Origin of the sequence: Deinococcus proteolyticus MRP, assembly GCF_000190555.1 — a bacterium.
GTDB classification, from domain to species: Bacteria; Deinococcota; Deinococci; order Deinococcales; family Deinococcaceae; genus Deinococcus; species Deinococcus proteolyticus.
In genome coordinates this window covers 191,924-212,701 of sequence record NC_015169.1, presented here as the reverse complement: position 1 = coordinate 212,701, position 20,778 = coordinate 191,924, and the positions used below count along the sequence as shown (strand labels likewise).

Annotated in this window: 15 protein-coding genes, 1 pseudogene and 1 CRISPR repeat array; of the genes and pseudogenes, 9 read left to right on the top strand and 7 right to left on the bottom strand. The window is 65.7% G+C overall.

What is annotated here, in order from left to right:
• Nucleotides 1–185 precede the first annotated feature (185 nt).
• Nucleotides 186–3,356 (top strand): YhgE/Pip domain-containing protein, encoded by a 3,171-nt coding sequence (locus tag DEIPR_RS11170; RefSeq protein WP_013623065.1) that lies wholly within the window; start codon nt 186–188, stop codon nt 3,354–3,356.
• Here the strand turns inward: DEIPR_RS11170 and DEIPR_RS11165 are convergent.
• Nucleotides 3,340–4,317: a serine hydrolase domain-containing protein gene (locus tag DEIPR_RS11165; RefSeq protein WP_013623064.1), complete on the bottom strand. Its 978-nt coding sequence runs from the start codon at nt 4,315–4,317 to the stop codon at nt 3,340–3,342. The two genes, DEIPR_RS11170 and DEIPR_RS11165, sit on opposite strands and share 17 nt — an antisense overlap.
• Nucleotides 4,318–4,427: 110 nt before the next feature.
• Between DEIPR_RS11165 and DEIPR_RS11160 the strand changes: the two genes are divergently transcribed.
• Nucleotides 4,428–5,198 (top strand): DUF554 domain-containing protein, encoded by a 771-nt coding sequence (locus DEIPR_RS11160; protein WP_013623063.1) that lies wholly within the window; start codon nt 4,428–4,430, stop codon nt 5,196–5,198.
• Between the two features lie 33 nt (nt 5,199–5,231).
• Here the strand turns inward: DEIPR_RS11160 and DEIPR_RS11155 are convergent, their stop codons facing one another.
• Nucleotides 5,232–6,485, bottom strand: a complete 1,254-nt coding sequence (locus DEIPR_RS11155; protein ID WP_013623062.1) for an SGNH/GDSL hydrolase family protein — start codon at nt 6,483–6,485, stop codon at nt 5,232–5,234.
• A 78-nt stretch (nt 6,486–6,563) separates the two neighbouring features.
• Complete coding sequence (locus tag DEIPR_RS11150; RefSeq protein ID WP_013623061.1) at nt 6,564–7,382, bottom strand: hypothetical protein; 819 nt, start codon at nt 7,380–7,382, stop codon at nt 6,564–6,566.
• 215 nt (nt 7,383–7,597) lie between these two features.
• Between DEIPR_RS11150 and DEIPR_RS11145 the strand changes: the two genes are divergently transcribed.
• On the top strand, nt 7,598–8,677 hold the full coding sequence (locus DEIPR_RS11145; RefSeq protein ID WP_013623060.1) for an alpha/beta hydrolase family protein: 1,080 nt from the start codon (nt 7,598–7,600) through the stop codon (nt 8,675–8,677).
• Nucleotides 8,678–8,739: 62 nt separating this feature from the next.
• On the opposite strand, the gene DEIPR_RS11140 is transcribed toward DEIPR_RS11145, so the two are convergent.
• Nucleotides 8,740–9,594, bottom strand: a complete 855-nt coding sequence (locus tag DEIPR_RS11140) for a cysteine hydrolase family protein (RefSeq protein ID WP_013623059.1) — start codon at nt 9,592–9,594, stop codon at nt 8,740–8,742.
• A gap of 24 nt (nt 9,595–9,618) precedes the next feature.
• Nucleotides 9,619–10,318 (bottom strand): annotated as a pseudogene (locus DEIPR_RS11135) (IS1 family transposase).
• A gap of 269 nt (nt 10,319–10,587) precedes the next feature.
• Between DEIPR_RS11135 and arcD the strand changes: the two are divergent.
• Entirely contained in the window at nt 10,588–12,039 is a 1,452-nt protein-coding gene (gene arcD, locus DEIPR_RS11130) for an arginine-ornithine antiporter (protein ID WP_013623058.1), read from the top strand.
• A gap of 76 nt (nt 12,040–12,115) precedes the next feature.
• Here the strand turns inward: arcD and DEIPR_RS11125 are convergent, their stop codons facing one another.
• A complete protein-coding gene (locus DEIPR_RS11125; protein WP_013623057.1) occupies nt 12,116–13,048 on the bottom strand; it encodes a DMT family transporter in 933 nt (310 codons plus the stop codon).
• Between the two features lie 83 nt (nt 13,049–13,131).
• Here DEIPR_RS11125 and DEIPR_RS11120 point away from each other — a divergent pair, with 83 nt between their 5' ends.
• Complete coding sequence (locus DEIPR_RS11120; RefSeq protein WP_245532751.1) at nt 13,132–13,926, top strand: AraC family transcriptional regulator; 795 nt, start codon at nt 13,132–13,134, stop codon at nt 13,924–13,926.
• A gap of 203 nt (nt 13,927–14,129) precedes the next feature.
• Nucleotides 14,130–15,316: direct repeats of the CRISPR family, unit length 37 nt; unit sequence GTTGCACCCGGCCTTCGGGCTGGGTGAGGATTGAAAC.
• Between the two features lie 145 nt (nt 15,317–15,461).
• Here the strand turns inward: DEIPR_RS11120 and DEIPR_RS11115 are convergent.
• On the bottom strand, nt 15,462–16,466 hold the full coding sequence (locus DEIPR_RS11115; protein ID WP_013623055.1) for a tyrosine-type recombinase/integrase: 1,005 nt from the start codon (nt 16,464–16,466) through the stop codon (nt 15,462–15,464).
• Between the two features lie 273 nt (nt 16,467–16,739).
• Between DEIPR_RS11115 and nrdI the strand changes: the two genes are divergently transcribed.
• The 4 genes from nrdI (at nt 16,740) to DEIPR_RS11095 (ending at nt 20,694) form a co-directional block, all read left to right on the top strand.
• Nucleotides 16,740–17,099: a class Ib ribonucleoside-diphosphate reductase assembly flavoprotein NrdI gene (gene nrdI, locus DEIPR_RS11110; protein WP_013623054.1), complete on the top strand. Its 360-nt coding sequence runs from the start codon at nt 16,740–16,742 to the stop codon at nt 17,097–17,099.
• A gap of 85 nt (nt 17,100–17,184) precedes the next feature.
• Complete coding sequence (nrdE, locus tag DEIPR_RS11105; RefSeq protein WP_013623053.1) at nt 17,185–19,272, top strand: class 1b ribonucleoside-diphosphate reductase subunit alpha; 2,088 nt, start codon at nt 17,185–17,187, stop codon at nt 19,270–19,272.
• A gap of 107 nt (nt 19,273–19,379) precedes the next feature.
• Complete coding sequence (gene nrdF / locus DEIPR_RS11100; RefSeq protein WP_013623052.1) at nt 19,380–20,426, top strand: class 1b ribonucleoside-diphosphate reductase subunit beta; 1,047 nt, start codon at nt 19,380–19,382, stop codon at nt 20,424–20,426.
• Nucleotides 20,419–20,694, top strand: a complete 276-nt coding sequence (locus DEIPR_RS11095) for a thioredoxin fold domain-containing protein (RefSeq protein ID WP_013623051.1) — start codon at nt 20,419–20,421, stop codon at nt 20,692–20,694. The genes nrdF and DEIPR_RS11095 overlap by 8 nt, the downstream gene beginning before the upstream one ends.
• Nucleotides 20,695–20,778: the final 84 nt, after the last annotated feature.

Genomic DNA, 20,778 nt, shown 5'->3' with positions numbered 1-20,778 from the left:
GGAGACGCAACCCCTGGGCCGCAGTGGCCCAGAACTTCAGCAGGCGGCGAAATAAAATAAGCCCCAGCAGTTCCAGTAGGCTTCGCGAATCTACGCTTTCCCTCTCTGCACTCTGACTTTCGCTCTGGCTCTGCCTGGCGCCCCTATGTCCTACGCTTCCCGTGCCTATGTCCCAAGGAGACCGCATGTCCCTGCAGCAGTTCGCCCGTGATTTTCGCCATCTGACCTACGCCGAGCGGTCCATGTGGCGCTGGCCCATGATGTGGCTCAGTGCTGCAGCCATCCTGGCAGTCCCCTCGCTGTACGCCAGCATCAACCTGGCCAGCTCGCTGGACCCTTACGGCAACCTACAGGCGCTGCCGGTGGGCGTGGTGAACCTGGACCAGGGCACCGAGCGGGACGGCAAGAACATCAACATGGGCCGTGAGGTAATGGACGATTTCCGCAAGGACCCGCCTTTCGACCTGACCGTATATCCCAGCGAGGCGGCCGCCCGTGACGCTGTGAGGCGCGGTGATATCTATTTCGCGCTGACCATTCCGGCCGATTTCAGCCGCAAGGCGGTGGCCGGTGACAGCAGCGAGCACGGACTGCTGCGGTTCTACGTGGCCGAGGGCTCCAACTATTTTGCCAGCCGTGTGGCGGACTCGTTTGCGAACCGGCTCAGCGACGAGCTGAACAAGACCCTCGGCGAGACGCGCTGGGAAGCCGTGCAGGCGTCGCTGAAAGACGTTCAGAACGGCTTCGGAGACATCAAGGACGCCACCAGTCGGCTGGCTGATGGGGCCAGCGATCTCAAGGCCGGCGCCGGGCGCCTGAACGACGGTGCCGGCGACCTGAAAGGCGGCCTGGACCGCGCTGCCGACGGCAGCCACCGCCTGGCCGAGGGGGCTGGGCAGGTTTCGGACGGCGTGCAGGCGCTGACCGGCGGCACCGGCCGCTTGAAAGAAGGCATCGGCCAGCTGAACGCTGCGATTCCTACGCCTGAAAAGCTGAAGCCTCTGCGTGAGGGGGCGGCGGCCCTCAGCCAGGGCAATGCCCAGCTGGCGACCGGCCTGGGTCAACTCTCGACCGGCGCCGGGCAGCTGGCGGCAGGCACCGGCCGACTAAAAGAAGGTGCAGACCGGGTAGCAGCGGGCAACAAGCAGCTGGCTGAGCAATTGCCGCAACTGCAAAGTGGTCTGGGCGAATTGTCCACCGGAGCCGGTCAGTTGGCGGCGGGCACTGGCCGACTAAAAGAAGGTGCAGACCGAGTAGCGGCGGGCAACAAGCAGCTGGCCGAGCAATTGCCGCAACTGCAAAGCGGTTTGGGCGAATTGTCCACTGGGGCGGGTCAGCTGGCGGCGGGCACCGGCCGCTTGAAGGAAGGGGCGGACCGGGTAGCGGCGGGCAACAAGCAGCTGGCCGAGCAATTGCCGCAACTGCAAAGTGGTCTGGGTGAGTTGTCCACCGGAGCCGGTCAGCTGGCGGCAGGTACGGGACGACTAAAAGAAGGAGCGGACCGGGTGGCAGCGGGCAACAAGCAGCTGGCCGAGCAACTGCCGCAGTTGGAAACCGGCGTGGGCCAGGTGGTGACGGGAGTGGACGCGCTGAATACCGGCGCTGCCGAGCTGGCCACCGGCCTGACCCGCCTGAATGAAGGGGTGCGCAACCAGCCTCTGCTACCGGGGCAGCTGAAATCCGGCGTGTCCGAGCTGAACCAGGGCTCGCAGCGCCTGCACAGCGGCACCAACGACCTGCTTCAGGCCCTGCCGCGGCTTCAGCAGGGAGCGTCGGCAGCTGCGACAGGCGCTCAGCAGTTGGCTGAGGGAGCCGGGCAGCTGTCGAGCGGTGCGGATGAATTGAACGCTGGTGCCCAGCGACTGGCCGAGGGTGCCAAAGCCGCGCAGACAGGTGCAGGTCAGGCAGTTACTGGCGCTCAGCAGTTGGCTGAGGGAGCCGGGCAGCTGTCGAGCGGTGCGGATGAATTGAATGCCGGTGCCCAGCGACTGGCCGAGGGTGCCAAAGCGGCCCAGACAGGTTCTCAGCAGGCGGTCACTGGTGCTCAGCAACTGGCCGAGGGGGCTGGGCAGCTGTCGAGTGGTGCCGGCGAGCTGAACACGGGCGCCCAGCGTCTGGCCGAAGGCACCCGGGCGGCCCAAGCGGGCGCGGGCCGGGCAGCCGCCGGAGCGCAGCAGCTCGCGGCCGGGTCAGCGCAGCTGTCGAGTGGTGCCGGCGAGCTGAACACCGGGGCGCAGACTCTGGCAGCCCGCAGCGGCGAGGCGGCGGCCGGGGCTGCACGGCTGGCAAACGGTGCCGGGCAAGTCCAGGGCGGCGTGAACGACCTGGCCGACGGGGTGGAAAAAATAGGCGCGGGGGTGGGCACCATCAACCGCCAGCTGCCCGCGCAGGCCGACCTGGACCGCCTCAGCAGCGGGGCGCAGACCCTGGCCGGCAGCAGCGCCGAGCTGAGCAGCGGCCTGGACCGGCTGGATGAGGGGGCAGGCGACCTGGCCCAGGGCACCTCGGACCTGCTGGACGGCGCCGGGCAGCTTTCGGACGGCCTGAATGAGCTGAACAGCAAAATCCCGGCCGAGACCGCAGAACTGGGTGGCGATCCTAGCGGCCTCAGCCGCAGCGTGATGGCCCAGACCGAGAAGTTCGCGGCAGTCGCCAACAACGGCACCGGCTTCGCGCCCTACTTCATGGCCCTCAGCCTGTGGGTGGGTGCCGTGCTGACCACGTTCATCTTCCCCTTTCAGCAGCTGCCCTACAGCGGCCGGCGCACCGGGCAGGCGGCGCGGGTGCTACGCAAGTTCCTGGTGCCTGCCCTGCTGGTGGTTCTCCAGGCGGTGCTGATGGTGTTCGCGGTGCAGGCGCTGGGCGTGCAGTATCTGCACCCGGTGCAGGTCATCGCCACCTCGGCGCTGGCGAGCCTCACCTTTTTCTCGCTGATTCTGGCCCTGATTCTGCTGTTCGGCTCGGTAGGCCGCTTCATCGCGCTGGTGCTGCTGATTTTGCAGCTGGCATCGTCGGGCGGAAGTTACCCCGTGGAGCTGGCGCCGCCGCTGTTCCAGGCCATTCACAACTGGGTGCCGGTCACGCAGGCGGTCGGGGCACTGCGCCACGCCATCGCGGGGGCGTATGAGGGCCAGTACCTGAAGTTCATGCTGTTCCTGCTGTCTATGCTGGCTGTCAGCGGCGTGCTGGCGATGGTTGCCCGCCGCCGCTGGGAACTGGTAGACGACGTAGATTTCCGCCCGCTGATTGTCTCGCCGCTGGCGTCCGGCCACGTGCATGAAGACGATTTGGAGCGCCGCATCCGCGAAATCCGTGATGCACGGGCTGCCCGCGCCGGCCTCAGCGAGAGTGAGTAGGAAAGCCCAGCAGAGCCAGCAGCGCCTGACGCACCGCACCGCGACTGAATCTGCCCGGCGGGCCGCCCACCAGCAGAGCCGCGACGCGCCCGCTGTCTGGGCAAAAGGCCAGCCCGGCGCGGGACTGCCGCGCTACACCGTCATGCCACCACACGCCCCCGGTCACGAACCAGCCGGGGGCGATTTCGTCGGTGCCGGTCGGGCGTCCGCGTGGCGTGACGGTCAGTGTCCAGGCCGGGGCCAGCTGACCGTTTAGATGCGCCCCCCCAAAGCGCAGCAGGTCGCCGGCCGTGGCCCACAGTCCGCCCGCACCCGCCAGCGTGCCGAAATCGGTGGCGCGGGGCGGCGGCGCCGCCGGAAAGCCGGTGCTCTCCAGTCCCAGCGGCCCGGTCACCGTGCGGGCCAGCAACGACGGAAAGGGAGCGCCCCCGGCAGCCGCCAGCGCTAGGGCCAGCACCCCGGCTCCCAGGTTGGAGTAGCCGAAGCGCCCCGCCTGTCCCGCCGCTGCCCAGCGCCGCGCTGAGGCCAGGGCCGCTCCCTCACTCAGGCTGTAGGGGGCGTAGGGGTCCAGCAGCACGGTCAGGCCCGCCCGCAGCGGATGGGCAGGCAACCCGGCAGTGTGGGTGGCCAATGCGTAAGGTGTGACGGAGGCAGGCAGCCCGGCAAAGGGCCCGCCCAGGTCAGCCAGCGGAGCTTGCGCGTCCAGCTGACCAGCGGCGGCCAACTGCCCCAGCACGGCGGCCGTAAACGGCTTGGTCACGCTGGCGATTTCGTGTGGGGCAGCCGGGTCCAGCCCGCCCACTCCGCCGGTCAGGATGTGCCCGCCTGCTTGCAGTCCCAGCCCCAGTCCGCCCGGTGCCTGCGCCAGCGGCCGCAGCGCCCGCTCCAGCGCTGCCGGCGAGGCTCCGCTGAGGTCGGCGGCCTGACGGGCCAGGAAGGACAGTGAACTGCGGCGGAACATGGACTCCAGTCTAGGGAGGAAGGACCGGAGATGTTATCTTTGCTTACTTTTATGACACTGACCCTGAGCCTACCTGCACACCGGCAGGAAAAGATAGAGCGGGAAAAAGCGTGCTGACGGCCTTGTCGGGCACCCTGGCCAACGTGGCAGCTGTACTGCTGGGGGGGCTGGCCGGACTGCTGCTGGGCGGCCGGCTGCCCGAGCAGGTGCAGCGCACGCTGTTGCAGGCCCTGGCTCTGGTCACACTCTTTATCGGGATGGATATGGCCTGGGCGCTGCGTGAGCTGGCCTTCGGGCCGGTGCCGGGTGTGGTCGTCGGGCTGGTCGCCATGGTGCTGGGTGCGGTGGCCGGCGAACTGCTGGGCATCGAGGACGCGCTGGGCCGGATGGGTGAGCGCGTGCAGCGGCGTCTGCGCGGTGGGGGCCGCTTTACCGAGGGCTTCGTGGCGGCCACGCTGCTGTTCTGTGTGGGCCCCATGACCATTATCGGCGGGCTGCAAAATGGCCTGACCGGCGACCCCACCACCTATCTGCTCAAGGCCGGCCTGGACCTGGTGGCCGCCACGGCACTGGCTGGAGTCTACGGCAGCGGTGTGCTGGCCAGCGCCCTGAGTGTGCTGGTCATTCAGGGGGGCATTGCTCTGGGTGCCCTGGCGCTGGCGGGCGGCCTGCTGAGCGGTCTGGACCCTGCCAGCCTGCGCACCCATCCGGCCATGCTGACCCTGACCGGCACTGGCGGGCTGGTGCTGCTGGGCATCGGCTGGAACCTGATGCTGGGCGGCCTGGACCTGGGCGAGCGCCGCGTGCGGGTGGGCAGCTTCCTGCCGGCGCTGCTGCTGGGGCCGCTGCTGGCCTGGGCGCTGGGCCTGCTCTGGAAGTAGCCGCCCGGAGCCGCATTCAGTCCCGCTTGGCCCCTAGTCGGCCACCGTCATGCCCGCCGCGGCCAGCTCACTGCGGGCCGCTTCCGGCAGGCCGATATTCCAGTGCTGGTGGACATGCTGCACCACCGCGTAGCCCAGCTTGCGCTGCGCCGCCGAGGAGAGGTGGACCCCGTCGGCCGACATGTCGGGGCCGAACGGCTCCAGGCTGTTCTCGTCGAGCGCGGTGTGAAAGTCTAGCTGGTCCATCAGCGGCTGGACAGCCATCACGTCATGGCCGAACTCGGCAGCCAGGCGCAAGATGGCGTCGTTGTACGCCTGCACGGTCGCCTGAATCTGGGCAGTTTCGGCCGGGGTCAGCGCCTCAGGCACGTCGCAGCTGAGTTTGCGGCCCAGCAAAAAGGCAGTGAGCGGCAGGCGGTTCTCGCTGTCTTGGCAGTTGGCGTCGGCCACGCCCTTTTCGAACAGGACCCGGCCAGGGCTCATCAGCGGCAACCGGGTCACGTCGGGCACGGTCAGCAGCAGCGTGCGGGCGCCGGCCGGTTTCAGGGCCTCCAGCACCCGGCGGTAGTGCTGCTCGAACTCGGCCGGTGGCGTGACCAGCGCCGGGTCGCCCTGCGTGACGCCGATCATGGCGTCGTTCGCGCCAATCCACAGGGTGAGGTGGTCGGGCCGCGACTTGAGCGCCGCTTCCACCTGGGTCAGCTGGGGCCCCAGAATCAGGCCGTACATCCGCCGGGTCAGGTCGTCGGTGCTGCCTACGCCGCGCTTCTGGTACAGGTCCTGCACCCGTGCTCCCGGCACCGCAAAGTTGGAGCCGCGCAGGTCGCTGCTGACCCGCACGCAGGCGCCTTCGCCCAGGCCGCCGCCCATCGGGGCCGGGCAGCCGCGCCGGGTCGCGGGAATCCCGAACGGCACGTCGGTCATGCGGGCCACCACGGCCGGGTAGGCGGCGTACTGACCCGCCGCCGTCAGCCCGGCGGCCTGCATCCCCGCCGTGAGCGAGTCGCCCAGCGCCACGTAGGCCATGCGCGGCGTGGGCTGGCTGGCCCGTGGCTGCGCCGGCTGCGCGGGCAACTGGGCGGCTGTCACCGGCACTGAGGGGTCGTCCGGAAAGCTGGGCGGGGCGGCCTGCGTGGCTGCGGCAGAAGCCACCTGCGCTGCCGGGGCCGTGTCTGCCGGTTTGTCTCCGTCCTGAGCGAAGCAGGCCGCCGAAAAAAGGGCCAGCAGCAGGGCGCCGGCCAGGGGAAAGCGGCCCCGGCGAACAGAAGGGTGAGCCGGTCTGGTCATGCCCGCAGCATAACCGGCCCACCCAGCACAAACGTGGCCCAACTCTGAGAAGCTGCGTCAGCAGCCGGGGCTTGCGCCCTACTTCGTCCCAGCCCGGCCGGCCAGCATCCACAGGCCTACGCCCGCGCAGGCGGCGCTCAGCGGGCGCAGGCCCCGGCTGCCCCCGGCAATCAGGCCCAGGGCCACAGCGCCGGTGCTCAGCAGGCGGCTGGACTTTACCCGCTCCTGGGCAATCTGGGCGGTGTCCAGGTCGTTGCGGGCGCTGACCTCCTCGATATTCACGGCGGCCGGCGCCACCACCAGCGCCGCCATGGCTGCCAGCCGGGCCGGCAGGCTGTCGCGTTCGCTGGCAGCCAGCAGCGTGGGCAGCAGCCCCGCCACCAGCGCCCCGACGCCGGTCCAGGGCTCCTGTGGCCCCAGGTCGTCACCGCGGGTGTGGCTCAGCAGCAGCGCCGCGCCCGGCACCAGTGCAGCCGCCTTGTGGTTGGTGGTGCCGGCCGCCAGCGCCCCACCGCCCAGGGCCAGCTGCTCGGGCAGGGTGGGGGCCACGCCCACGGTGGCGCTCAGCAGGCGCAGGCTGCCCAGGGCCAGGAAAGCGGCCAGCAACTCTTCCAGCGCGGCCAGGTCCGATTCGGGACTGTCGGCCAGACCCAGCAGCAGCTCGGCAGCCAGAGCGGCGGCGGCACTCTGTGCATGGTCGGGGTCCAGTTCACGGGCCGTGGCCCAGGCGGCAAACGCCCCGGCGCCGGTCCGCAGGCTGCCTGCCCACGACTGCCCGCTCAGGCGGCCCAGCAGCAGCCCGGCCAGCGCCCCGCCGGCCGCCAGCTGATTGGAAGGAACCGAGAGGTCCAGGGTGCGCGCCAATGCCAGTGCCGGCCGACTGTTTGCAGTGTTCATGCTTCTGACTCTAACGCTGCCGGGCTGCCTGAAGCATGTGACAAAAGGGGGGAGGTCTTCCGGGCAAGCGGAAGCGGGGGTGGAGTGGCTGCCAGTGCTGCGGCCGCCGCGTCATTCTGAACCCCGCCTCAGCCGCGCCCCGAGGTCCGCTTCGTCCGGCCCAAAGCTGCCGACCGTTCCTGAATCGCTTCGCCGCTTCACCCTAAGCTGGCGGCATGCGTACCCTGAGACTGCTGGTGCTGGCCGCGCTGGGCTGGCTGGGCTATACCGCCGTGACCTACCTGCAGGGTCCAGGCAGCTCTCCGCCGGTCTCCACCTCCCTGCGCCCGGCAGAGAAGCGCCAGCCGGAGGGCCAGCCGACCACTGTACAGCCGGACACCACTGTGCAGCCGGATGCCACAGTGCAGCTGGATACCCCTGTTCAGGCCCGGCTGATGGAGCAGGCGGTGGCGCGTCAGCCTATCTCCATCCAGGCGCTGCGGGCCCGCGAGTATCCCGGCAGTCCACTCACCACCGAGCGCACGCTGGAGCGCGGCGCCGGGTACTCGCGCTCGGTGGTCAGTTACCGCTCGGACGGCCTGAAGATTTACGCGCTGCTCACCGTGCCTGACGGCTCCCCGCCTGCGGGCGGCTGGCCGGCCATCGTGTTCAATCACGGCTACATTCCGCCCGACAAATACCGCACCACCGAGCGCTACGTTGCCTATCAGGACGCGTTCGCCCGCGCCGGGTTCGTGACCCTCAAGAGCGATTACCGGGGCCACGGCGACTCGGAAGGAGAAGCCGACGGCGGCTACAACGACCCTGGCTATACGGTAGACGTGCTGAACGCCGCCGCCAGCCTGAAAAAGGACGGGCGCGTCAACCCGGCGCGGCTGGGACTGTGGGGGCACTCGATGGGCGGGCAGCTGTCGCTGCGGGCCATGCTGGTAGACCGTGACCTGAAAGCCGCCTCGCTGTGGGCCGGGGTGGTGGCCGACTACGCCGTGCTCCAGACCGAGTGGCACGCTCCGGAAGGCGCCCAGCGGCAGCTGGACAGCCTGAACCGGCAATTCCTGCGCGGGCTCAGCCCCAACGCGTACCTGACCGAGCTGAACGGCCGCCCCATTCAGCTGCACCACGGCACCGCCGACAAGGACGTGCCCTACAGCTTTCAGGTGGCCCTGGCAAACGACCTGCGGGCCGCCGGGCAGGGCGTGGAAGCCTACCGCTACGAGGGGGACGACCACAACCTCAGCGGCAACCTGGGCCTGGCCCTGCGCCGCAGCGTGCAGTTCTTTCAGCGAAACCTGTGACTGGCCTGGCCCGGCGGGGGGCCTGGGCTCCGTCCTGAGCGGTTTATTCTGTCCTGAACGGCTTATTCTTGGGCGGCCCCGTCCTGGTCAGCTCCGTTCTGGTTAGGCGCGTCAGGAGTCCAGGGCGCGGCGGCGGCCAGTTGCTCGGTGGTCATGCTGAAGCCCCAGCAGTTGCGCGTATTGAACACCACAGCCTCGCGGCAGTAGTCGGGGCTGGAGGTGGCGCAGGCGTCTTCCAGCAGCACCACGTTGTAGTCGCGGAAATAGGCTTCTTCCATCGTAGAGGTCACGCACTGGTCGATGTTCACGCCCGCGAACAGCAGCGTTTCGATGCCCTGGGTACGCAGCACCTGATCCAGATGGGTGCCGAAAAAGCCGTTCATCCGCACCTTTTCTATGTGAATGTCGTCCTCCGACATCAGGGCCTGAAGTTCTCCGGGCATGCTGGCTCCCCAGCTGCCCTGCGTAAGCACCGGCCCGTGTTCCAGCTGCTCGCCGATGCCCTTTTGGCTGGGCCGGTGCTTGAAGGAGTACAGGGTCGGCGCTCCCAGATTACGCAGGTCGGGCCGGTTGGACCAGTACACCCACACCACCCACAGGTCCCGCTCGCGGGCGATCTCAAGGGCGCGTTTGACCCCTGGCAGGGCTTCCCGGCAGCGGCGGTAGTCCAGCCCCGAGGCGTCCGTCCAGCCGCCCGGCTCCAGGAAATCGTTTTGCATGTCGATAATCACCAGGGCCTGTTGCGCCGGGCGGTCCACGAAAGGCAGCAACTCCGCTTCAAAGCGCAGCAGTTCCGCAGCGCTGCGGTGTGGGGCCAGGTGTACGTAGTCCTCATGCAGCTGCCAGCGGTCCACTCCACCGGCAAGCTGAATACCGCCGCTTTCGGTCTGACTGTAAATTTCACGGTGGTTGCTCATATTCTCAGGTCGGTAGTGGCTGCATCAACGTGACAAGTTGTATCGGTGGAAGGCCAGAGTCAGGCTGGCTTCGAGCATTTCGTCCGTCTTCGAGAAAGACAACGACTTACGAACAAGCCGACCCAGCCGCTGTCTCAGCGTGCAGTTCAATCGTTCGACATGATTCGTTTCTCCCTTCCGGGTTAGCCGCTTTACCCCCAAGAGCGGTTCATCGTAGGCTCGCCACAGATCGGTGCAAAACGTCCCTTTCAGTCGCTGCTCAAGGGACAATGGTAAGCGTTCCCAGAGCTTGAACGCTGTTTGCTCACTGCGGTCACCCAATACCCAGGCCAGCACCCTGCGGGTGCTGCGCTCCAGGGCAATCCAGATCCACCTCGTCTGTTTTTCTTGGCAACGAAGGTCCACATTTCATCCAGCTCAATGACCACTTCTTCTGGAGGTGTCATGCAGACTGTACCAGTCTGCATCACTTCACGGGCCCCTTTTTTATCCACCGGATCACGGTGTTGCGGTGAACACCAAAGACGCGCTGTACTCCTCTCAGACTCATCCGCTCGTGGACAGCATCAAGAATTTGTTGCCGGGTCGCTTCACTGTGCGCTATAGGGCGGGCCTCCGGGTGGAAACGACGGCCACAACCCTTACATAAGTAGGTCTGGGTGCCATTTTTGGCCTTCCCATTTTTGACAGTGTGTGTGCTTTGACAGGCTGGGCACTCCGGCATCCTGTCAGTAGATCACGTTGGTACAGCCACTACCCTCAGGTCTAACCCGTTGTTGCCTGGAGCCGCCGCTGCCTTCAGGTTGTCTCAAGAGCGGCCGCCTGCGCTCCTCTGCGCTGGGCTTCTCCGGGCTGTGGTGTGTTTAAATAAGACCGTTTTGCATTTTCTTTGTCTGGGCCTGGTCTGTTTTGCCGGCCCGGAGGGCTTACTTTCCCGCGTGCCGCGCCTGTGGCGGCAGGTCTCCCATGCTGGAGACACGAGAGGCATTTTCCATGACCCAACACTATTCTTCAGAAGTGCCGCAGGCGGCGGAGGCTCCCCGCCTGGGCCTGCCGGCCCTGACCGCCCTGGTGGTCGGGTCCACCATCGGCGGCGGCATTTTCGCGCTGCCCACCAACGTGGCTGTCAGTGCCGCCCCCGGCCCAATGCTGGTCGGCTGGGCAATCTCGGCCGTGGGCATGCTGGCCCTGGTCCTGGTTTTTCAGATGCTCGCCAACCGCCGCCCCGACCTGAACACTGGTATCTACGCCTACGCCAAAGCAGGATTTGGCAACTTTATGGGATTTTCCTCGGCCTGGGGCTACTGGATTTCGGCGTTTATCGGCACGGTCAGCTATTTCGTGCTGATGGGCAGCACCATCGGCCAGTTCGTCCCCGCATTCGGTCAAGGCAACACCGCCGTCGCCATCGGCTTCGCTTCCGCGCTGCTGTGGGGGATTCACCTGCTGGTGTCACGCGGCATCCGCACGGCGGCCAGCCTGAACGTCATCACCACCGTTGGCAAGGTGGTGCCGCTGATCCTGTTCGTGATTCTCAGCGTGCTGGCGTTCCGCTTCGATGTCTTTACCGCCGATTTCTGGGGCAAGGCCAGTCCGGATCTGGGCAGCACCCTGGACCAGATTAAGGCCATGATGATGGTCACCGTGTGGGTCTTTATCGGGATCGAGGGCGCCAGCACCTATTCTTCGCGTGCTGCGCGGCGCAGCGACATCGGCAAGGGCACGGTGCTGGGCTTCCTGCTGACCCTGTTTCTACTGGTCAGCGTCAACGTGCTGAGTATGGGCATCATGAGCCAGCAGGAACTGGCCGGCCTGCAAGACCCTAGCGTGGCTTACGTGCTGGAAGCCGTGGTGGGGCCCTGGGGCGCGTGGCTGATCCGCATCGGCCTGCTGATTTCCCTGCTGGGCGCCATGCTGGCCTGGACGCTGCTATGTACCGAAATCCTGTACGCCGCCGCCAAGGACAAGGAAATGCCCCGCTTCCTGGCCCGTGAGAATGCCCACGGCGTGCCCACCGGGGCGCTGCTCACCACCAACCTGACCGTGCAGCTGTTCTTGCTGATCACCTATTTCAACGACTCCACTTACCTGACGCTGCTTTACCTCGCCAGCGCCACGATTCTGCTGCCGTATCTGTTCTCGGCGGGCTACGGTCTGATGGTGGCTTCACGTGACCGCTATGCCAGCACCGGCGAGCGCACCCGCGACCTGCTGACCGCTGGCCTGGCCGTTCTCTACGCCCTCTGGCTGCTGTACGCGGCCGGCCCCCAGTACCTGCTGCTCAGCTCGCTGCTGTACGCGCCGGGTGCGCTGCTGTTCGTCAAGGCACGCCGTGAACAGGGCCTGCAGGTCTTCAAGCCCTGGGAGCTGGGCCTGCTAGCGCTGCTGACCCTGGCCGCCCTTTACGCCGCCTACGGCCTGAAAAGCGGCTTCCTGACGCTGTAAAGCAGACCGCTGGGCAACAAAGAAGGAGGCTCCAACCGGGGGCCTCCTTTCTTCTGGCACTTCCGCTGCCAGGTGCTCAGGGCGAACTCCAGAACTTGCCCCGGCGCACCCGCCGCTTGGCGGGCTTACTTTCGCGCTGTGCCAAGCAGGCGCCGGCCAGAATCAGGGCGCCGCCCAGCAGCTGCCCGGCCGAGAGGTGTTCGCCCAGCAGCAGCACTGCCAGGGCAATCGCCCACAGCGGGTCGGTGGTGGTCAGCATAGAGGTGCGCGTGGCCCCGATGCGCGCCACGGCGCCGTACAGCGTAGGCATGGAAATCAGCGAGGGAATCAGTGCCAGGCCCAGCACCGGCAGCCACTGCCCCCAGCCGTGCGGCACGCCCAGGTCACCCTGCATGGCGCCCATGCCTGCCGCTACGGCGGCTGTGACCAGACTGACGATGGCTGTCACGGCCAGCGGTTTGATGCCCCGGTTCAGCCGGTGACTGGCGAAGAAATACCCCCCGTACATCAGCCCGGCCAGGCCGCCCATCGCCAGGCCCACGGTGCTGGCGTCGGCCGGACCGGGCATACCCACCACCACGGTCAGGCCCAGCAGGGTCACGGTCAGGGCGATGACCTGCCAGCGCGAAGGCCGGATGTGCGCCAGCAGGCCCAGCACAATCACCACGGCCGGCGCACAGTACACCAGCAGCGCGGTGGTGCTGGCCGAGATGTGCTCCAGCGCCGTGAAGTAGGCCAGAGTGGACCCCACATGCAGCAGCCCCATCAGCAGCAGCGGCCGCAGCTGCTCACGGCTGACTTTGGCATAGCCCAGCGCAAACAGCAGTGCGGCCAGCAGGCCGAACCGCCAGCTCAGCATGCTGGACGTGCTCAGGCCCGCCGCCGCGCCCATCTTGGCCCAGATGCCCACCGTGGCCGAGGCACTGGCCGAAAACAGCGCCAGGCCCACCCCCACCCATTCGGCGGGCAAGGTTTGTAGGCGGGGAAACAGGGAGGGGCGCTCAAGCATGCCGGGCAATCTACAGAATGTCAGCGGGGAGCGTCTTGAACGAAAAGCCCAGCGGCCCTGCGGGTTTTGGCATACTCGGGGGCGTGCCTGCCGCCGTGCCCCGCCCCTTTGGCTCCGCCAGCGCCGCTGTTAGCCCACAGCTGCTGGCTGCCCTGCTGTCGCCGGCCCACGCCAGCCCCTTGGAAGCACTGCTGGACACGCAGCCGGACCTGATTTTCTATGTCAAGGACAGCCAGGGCCGCTACGTGATGGTGAACGAGGCCCTGCGCCGCCGCAGTGGCCGCGCCATGAAAAGCGACCTGCTGGGCCGCACTGCCGCCGAGGTCTTTACCGGCGAGGTGGGCGAGCGCACCCAGCTGCAAGATGAACAGACGCTGCAGCTGGGCCAGGAACTGCACGACGTGCTGGAGTTCTACCTGACTGCCCAGGGCACCCCGGTGTGGTGCCTGACCGACAAACTTCCCCTGCGCGGCGGCAGCGGCGAGGTGCTGGGGCTGGTGGGCCTGTCGCGTGACCTGCCGCCCGCTTCACAGCACGCCGAGTTCCCACGGGTGGCCTCGGCGCTGGCCTACATCCACGCCCACTTTGCCGATGGGTCGCTGCGCCTGCGCGACGTGGCCGCCCATGTGGGCCTCTCGGCCGATACGCTGGAGCGCCTGTTCCGCCGCGTGACCCACCTCACGCCCAAGCAGCTGCTGCTGCGGGTCCGCTTCGACCATGCCGTGCGGCTGCTGCGCCGGCCCGAACTGTCGGTGTCGGAAGTGGCGCACGCCTGCGGCTACAGCGACCACTCGGCGTTTACCCGCAAGTTTCGCCGCATGGCAGGCATCAGCCCCCAGGCGTACCGCCGGCGGCTGCGCGAGCTGGGGCAGTTGTAGCAACAGGGGGCGGTGGCTGACCTGTGCGCGAACCCCCCTGCTCCCGGCAGATTCCTGGGAGGTTCGCGCACGGCTGATTGAGTGTCCAGCACGCTGGAACGGTGGCCTGATGTGCTGTCGGGGTCACGCCGGGTGGCGCCCCGCAGCTGATTCGCGCAGAATGGTGCTGGCTCCCTGTATCCAACAGTAGAAACCAGGGGACCGTTGCACCCGGCCTTCGGGCTGGGTGAGGATTGAAACAAAAAGGTGTTCGAGCGTGAGTACACCCTCACCTACGTTGCACCCGGCCTTCGGGCTGGGTGAGGATTGAAACCTCCGCGATCAGCATGTGGCAGCACTCCGGGCCGGTTGCACCCGGCCTTCGGGCTGGGTGAGGATTGAAACCGCTCTGCGGCCGCCCCGCCCGCCCTGCCGGTGATGTTGCACCCGGCCTTCGGGCTGGGTGAGGATTGAAACACGAGTCAAACCTCACTTCGGGCTGAATGAATAGCGTTGCACCCGGCCTTCGGGCTGGGTGAGGATTGAAACTAAACGGGTTTTCTATGCGTGCGCTCTCAATCTTGGTTGCACCCGGCCTTCGGGCTGGGTGAGGATTGAAACCTGGCGGTGCCCACCGGCAAGCCGTACGTCAAAGTTGCACCCGGCCTTCGGGCTGGGTGAGGATTGAAACATGCCTCGTTGGGCCAGCCGCCTCACTCTTGAAGTTGCACCCGGCCTTCGGGCTGGGTGAGGATTGAAACGCGGCCGCGCTGGCGGCGCTGCTGGCGCGGGTCTGGTTGCACCCGGCCTTCGGGCTGGGTGAGGATTGAAACGTTTTTCAGTTTCAGCAGGTCGGCGGAAAAATCCGCGTTGCACCCGGCCTTCGGGCTGGGTGAGGATTGAAACCGAAGTGCTGCGCCGCCGCCTGAGCCAGACACGGGCGTTGCACCCGGCCTTCGGGCTGGGTGAGGATTGAAACTGGGTACATGCTCCTTCTTCTGCCCCTGCGGCGGTTGCACCCGGCCTTCGGGCTGGGTGAGGATTGAAACGTTGTAGAGCTGGTCGGCCTGCTCTTCGCCCGCGTTGCACCCGGCCTTCGGGCTGGGTGAGGATTGAAACCGGCCGTACGGGGGCGGCCGGAAGACTCTCGCTGTCGTTGCACCCGGCCTTCGGGCTGGGTGAGGATTGAAACACCTTCTCTAAAATCCTTTATATATCAGACCATCTTGTTGCACCCGGCCTTCGGGCTGGGTGAGGATTGAAACAGGGATGTAGACCTTATCTGTGCCTGGAATCAGCGTGTTGCACCCGGCCTTCGGGCTGGGTGAGGATTGAAACATGAATGATGCTTGGCGAATAGGCCCGCACAAAACCGTTGCACCCGGCCTTCGGGCTGGGTGAGGATTGAAACTTTCCTGCGGGGTCAGCGCCTCGCCGCTGGTCAGCAGGTTGCACCCGGCCTTCGGGCTGGATACAACGCCATAGGCAAGGAAGGTTACGTCGAAACCTACGTTGCTCCTTTGGTCAACCAAGCGTACCCGGTGCTTCCATGCCCTTCACCACCCCGCCAGGTCGTCTTTCAGGTCGTCTGCCGCCAGCCGCGCATAACCTTTCCGGGTGGTGTCCACCGACTCGTGGCCCAGGTGTGCCGCCACCCGCCCGAAATCCTTGATCTGTTGCAGCAGCCGGGTGCCCGCGTACTTGCGCCCCGGGTGGAAGCCCCGGAATTCCACCCCCGCGGCCTTGAAGGCCCGCTCCAGATGGTAGCGCGCTGTGGGTGCAGTACCGTAGCGGAACACGCGCTGCGGCGGCGTAGCCCGGCGGCCGGCGCCGAACTCTGGCCCGCCTGGTCCGTGCGTGACCCTGTAGGCCCGCGCCGCTTCGCTTAGGCTTTGGCTCATGGCGACCATCCGCGCCTTGCGCCCCTTGCCCGAGCGCACGTGGATGCGCCTTGCGTCCTCGTCTATATCGTCCCACTCCAGGGCCAGGGCCTCGCTGATCCGTAGGCCCCCGTGCGCCGTCACAAACAGCAGAAAGCGGATGTGCACGTCTGCCCCTTCCAGCACGTCCGCAATCTCGCTCTCGGTGTAGGGCGGCCGCTTGATGATTCCGGGCGTGCGGTCCTTGGGCACCCGCACGTCGCGGAAGGGGTCAGCTTCGGTGGCACCGGCCCAGCGCAGCGCCCGGTACAGGCAGCCGGCCGCCGCCACCTTCAGTTGCACCCCGGCCGGTTTGCGGCCCTGCGCCAGCATCCAGTTCACGTAGCCCTGCGCCATGTGGCGGCCCGGCTTCAGCAGGCTCACTGCATTCTGCTCGGCGTACTCCACGAACTGCCGCGTGCCGAGCTGGTATGCCTCCACCGTGCGTGGGCTGGTCAGCACGCCGCTGCTGCCCCCGTGGGCCAGGTAGGCGGTGGTCAGGCTGACCAGCTCGGCGCTGTCTTTGTCCCCGGCGGCCCGCACGGCCCGGCGCTTCAGCTCGTCATCGTGCAGGTTGGTCCATTCCCGCGTGCTGGACAGCAAGTCGCCTTTGTACTGCTCAAGTGCGTGGGATGGGGTCATGGTCGGCATGATAGCTTAGGGCGTTCCCAAAAAACCGATTGCCCGTGCTGGACGTACAAGATGTTGTGCCTCTCCTGGATGTGAGTGACAGCCCTTGTATCAGAGACCTGGGTTGGCTAGAATCCTCCTACCACGCCCAAGGGGTCTGGTCGGTCTTTTATGTCCGTCCCAGACGAGGAAATGTATTGGGCCACGCGTTCGACGACGTGAACCCACTGACGGCTGAGGAGTGATTCTCAGCACTGGTGTCATGGTTCAAAAGGAGTCTCACCCATGCAGCTCATCTACGACACCCTCACCGGGAACACCCGCCGCTTTGCTCACAAGGTCGCTGACCTGACCGGGCTGGAAGCTGTGGCGCTGAAGGAGGCGTCCCCGCAGGAACCCTATCTGCTGCTGACCTACACCTTCGGCAGTGGGGCTGTGCCCGACACCACGCGGGCCTTCTTGCAGGTCCATGCCCCGCTGATGCGTGGGGTGGTCAGCAGCGGCAGCTTTCACTGGGGTGAGAACTTCGGGCGGGCCGGTGAAGTGATCGCTGGGGCGTACGGTGTGCCTTTTGTCATGCGGGTGAATAAGTCCGGCAACCTGTCGGACGCCCGGGCTGTGGCTGAGTGGGTGAGGGCGCAGTAGATCACAATTTCAGGAGCAAAGGCAGCGGCGGAACGACCCTTCCGCCAGTGAACTCACGCGGGCTAAGCCGCTAAGGGGAGGCAATATGGAACGCTGGATAGAACTGAACAATAAGGTGCTTTCGGGAACCGAAATCAACACCACCTATGACACCGACGCCCTGCAGGTCTACTTTCAGGAGAAGGTCAACCCCAACACGGTGTTTTTCCATGACCTGAAGGAAAAAATCCGGTACATGACCGAAAACGGTGTCTGGGACGCCAGCCTCTTCGAGCGCTACAGCTATGACGAGGTGCAGCAGGTATTTAACCGCGCTTACGGCTACAAGTTCCGCTTCAAGTCGTTCATGGGGGCCTACAAGTTCTATTCCGAGTATGCCACCATGACCCCGGACCGTTCGCGCTGGCTGGAGCGCTACGAGGACCGCATGAGCATCACCGCGCTGGCCCGTTCCAGCAACGTGGAAGAAGCGCTGGAGCTGGTGCACCATCTGGTCAACCAGACTTTTACCCCTGCCACCCCCACCCTGATGAACTCCGGCAAGGCCAACACCGGCCGCCTGGTCAGCTGCTTTTTGCTGCAGGACTGCACCGATAACCTCAACTCGATTACCAAGACCCTCAGCTTCGTGGCCGAACTGAGCAAGGGCGGCGGCGGCATCGGGGTAGAGGTGAGCAATCTGCGTGCCCGTGGCGAGAGCCTGCGCGGTATTCAGAACGTCACCAAAGGTGTGATGGGTGTGGCGAAGATGCTGGACAACATGCTGCGCTACGCCGACCAGGCAGGCCAGCGCCCCGGCGCGGGAGCCATCTACCTCAGCGTGATGCACGCCGACTTTATGGACGTACTGAGCGCCAAGAAAATCGCCTCGGACGAGGATTCCCGCCTCAAGACCCTCAGCGTGGGCGCCACCATCCCCGACATCTTCATGCAGAAGGTCCGCTCCGGCGAGGACATCTATCAGTTCTACCCCTACTCCATCGAGCAGGAAACGGGCCGCGAGTTCACCTCTATCGACTGGAACGAGGAATACCAGGCCCTGGCCGACAATCCCCGCATCCGCAAAAAGCGGGTCAGTGCGCGGCGGGTCTTCGAGGACATCGCCATCACTCAGGGCGAAAGCGGCTACCCCTACCTGCTGTTCGAGGGCAACGCCAACCGCGCCAACCCCATTCCCAACGTGGGCAAAATCCTGATGAGCAACCTCTGCTCCGAGATTCTGCAGCCCACCCGCCCCAGCTACTTCCATCCCTACGGCGAGGAACACAAGGACCGCATCGGCCTGGACGTGAGCTGCAACCTGTCCAGCCTGGTCATCGAGCAGACCATGCGCAGCGGCGACATGGGCCGCGTGGTGGGCGCTGCCATCCGCATGCTGGACGATGTGGCCCGCTCTACCTCCGTCACCGAGGTGCCCGCTGTGAAGCGGGCCAACGACGAGATGCGCTCGATTGGCCTGGGCGCGATGGGCCTACACTCCTTCCTCGCCAAGAACGAACTGATTTACGGCTCGGAAGAAGCGCTGGACTTCGTGGACACGTTCTTTGCCGCTGTCCACTACCATGCCCGCAAGGCCAGCATGGAAATTGCCCGCGACACCGGCTTCGTGTTTGCCGGCTTCGAAGGCAGCCGCTACGCCGACGGTTCCTACTTCGAGCAGTACCTTGCCAAGGACTTTACCCCCAAGACGGCCGAAGTCGCTGCGCTGTTCGAGGGCCACACCCTGCCTACCAAGGAAGACTGGGCGCAGCTTGTCCGTGACATCCAGCAGCACGGCCTGGCCCACTCGTTCGTGATGGCGATTGCGCCGACGGGCAGCATTTCTTATGTCTCGCACGCTTCGGCCAGCATCATGCCCATCACCGAGAAGGTCGAAACCCGCACCTCCAACAAGGCCCGCACCATCTACCCCATGCCGCACCTGAACGTGGACACCGAGTGGTACTACGAAGAGGCCTACGACATGGACATGAACCGCGTGCTCGACACCGTCGCCACGGCGCAGCGCCATGTGGACCAGGGCATCAGCTGCACGCTGTTCGTGCCCGGCACCTGCAGCACCCGCGACCTGCAGCGCTACTACATCCAGGCCTACCTCAAGGGTGTCAAGACCCTCTACTACACCCGCATGCGCAAGACCACCATTGAAGAGTGCCTGACCTGCGCGGTGTGACCGTCTAGGCGGGTTTAGAGGTCTAAGAGTCTAAAGGCTGAAGACCTCACCTCTGACCCGTGAGACCCTTAGACATTTCGACCTTTAGACCTCCGAAGGAGTTTTCCATGCACCCCCACACCGACCCCTTTTCCGCCACCAACTGGTCTGAGCCCGAAGACGGCTTCAGCGCCACCTTTTACGAGAAGTACACCTCGCAGCTGTGGTTCCCCGAAGAAATCCCGCTGAGCAACGATGCCATTGTCTGGAAGTCGCTCAGTGAAGCCGAGCGCTGGACCTATATTCACGCCTCGGCGGGGCTGAACGCGCTCGATACCTTGCAAGGCGAAGTCGGCATGCCTGCGCTGCGGCACCTGGTGGACGGCCACATCCGCAAGGCCACCATTCAGTTCCAGGGCATGATGGAGGACATCCACGCCAAGTCCTATTCGCTGATGAACAAAACGTTCCTCACCACCTCCGAGGAGCGCGAGGTGTTCGAGTGGGTGCGCACTCAGCCGCAGCTGCAGAACAAAATCGCCATGATTCGGGAAATCTATGACAACCCGGACGTGTCCAACCTGGGCCTGTGGAAGAAGATGGTGGTGTCCTGCATGCTGGAAACGGCGCTGTTCTATTCCGGCTTCTTCTATCCGCTGTATCTGGCAGGGCAGGGCCGAATGGTGTCGGCCGGCGAGATTTTCAACCTCATCATCATGGACGAGGCGGTCCACGGCGTGTATGTGGCGCTGCTGGCACAGGAGAAGTTCGCGGAGATGAACGAGGCCGAGCAGGCCTACGCTCTGGCCTGGTACGAAGAGACGTTGATGAAGCTGTACCGCAACGAGCTGGCCTACACCGAAATGCTGTACGCCGACGTGGGCCTGGTGGACGAGGTCAAAAAGTTCATCCGTTACAACTGCAACGTGCTGGCCGATAACCTCGGTGTGGAGCGTTCCTTCGAGGACGAGGAAATCAATCCGATTGTCCGCAACGGCATCAAGGCCAAAGGGACCACCCACGACTTCTTCAGCGCCAAGGGCAACTCCTACGCCAAGATTGCCGTGGAAGCCCTGACCGAGGACGACCTGGACGACATCTGGCCCGAACCCCGCCGCGTCACTCGCAAAGAATCTGCTCGCCCTGCCCATCTGGAGGCCCTTGCCCATGACTGAACCTGCTGTCCAAACCCGCTTCGTCCTGCTGACCCAAGACAATTGCCCGAACTGCGAACGCCTCAAGCTGATGCTGGCCAAGCCCTTAAGGGGCCAGTTTGACGATCAGATCGTGACCGTTCACCGCGAACAGGCCGCCTCCGAGTTCGAGGCGCTGGCTGCCGAATACAGTGTGCAGAGTACCCCGGCCCTGATTGACCGGGAGCGCGGCGAGGTGCTGCGCAACACCGGCGGCCTGGGCGAAGTCAAGAACTTCCTGACGGCTTGAAAAGGAAGAGGGCCACGGCGGCCCTTTTTTTGGTGGGATTGTGCTACGCGAATAACAAAACCAAGCAGATGCCTCCTGCCCTCC

Coding starts and splice junctions, on each gene's coding strand:
- DEIPR_RS11095 (WP_013623051.1), top strand. CDS start 20,419: ATGACTGAACCTGCTGTCCAAACCCGCTTCGTCCTGCTGACCCAAGAC.
- DEIPR_RS11150 (WP_013623061.1), bottom strand. CDS start 7,382: ATGAACACTGCAAACAGTCGGCCGGCACTGGCATTGGCGCGCACCCTG.
- nrdE (WP_013623053.1), top strand. CDS start 17,185: ATGGAACGCTGGATAGAACTGAACAATAAGGTGCTTTCGGGAACCGAA.
- DEIPR_RS11155 (WP_013623062.1), bottom strand. CDS start 6,485: ATGACCAGACCGGCTCACCCTTCTGTTCGCCGGGGCCGCTTTCCCCTG.
- DEIPR_RS11145 (WP_013623060.1), top strand. CDS start 7,598: ATGCGTACCCTGAGACTGCTGGTGCTGGCCGCGCTGGGCTGGCTGGGC.
- arcD (WP_013623058.1), top strand. CDS start 10,588: ATGACCCAACACTATTCTTCAGAAGTGCCGCAGGCGGCGGAGGCTCCC.
- DEIPR_RS11170 (WP_013623065.1), top strand. CDS start 186: ATGTCCCTGCAGCAGTTCGCCCGTGATTTTCGCCATCTGACCTACGCC.
- nrdF (WP_013623052.1), top strand. CDS start 19,380: ATGCACCCCCACACCGACCCCTTTTCCGCCACCAACTGGTCTGAGCCC.
- DEIPR_RS11125 (WP_013623057.1), bottom strand. CDS start 13,048: ATGCTTGAGCGCCCCTCCCTGTTTCCCCGCCTACAAACCTTGCCCGCC.
- DEIPR_RS11115 (WP_013623055.1), bottom strand. CDS start 16,466: ATGACCCCATCCCACGCACTTGAGCAGTACAAAGGCGACTTGCTGTCC.
- nrdI (WP_013623054.1), top strand. CDS start 16,740: ATGCAGCTCATCTACGACACCCTCACCGGGAACACCCGCCGCTTTGCT.
- DEIPR_RS11165 (WP_013623064.1), bottom strand. CDS start 4,317: ATGTTCCGCCGCAGTTCACTGTCCTTCCTGGCCCGTCAGGCCGCCGAC.
- DEIPR_RS11140 (WP_013623059.1), bottom strand. CDS start 9,594: ATGAGCAACCACCGTGAAATTTACAGTCAGACCGAAAGCGGCGGTATT.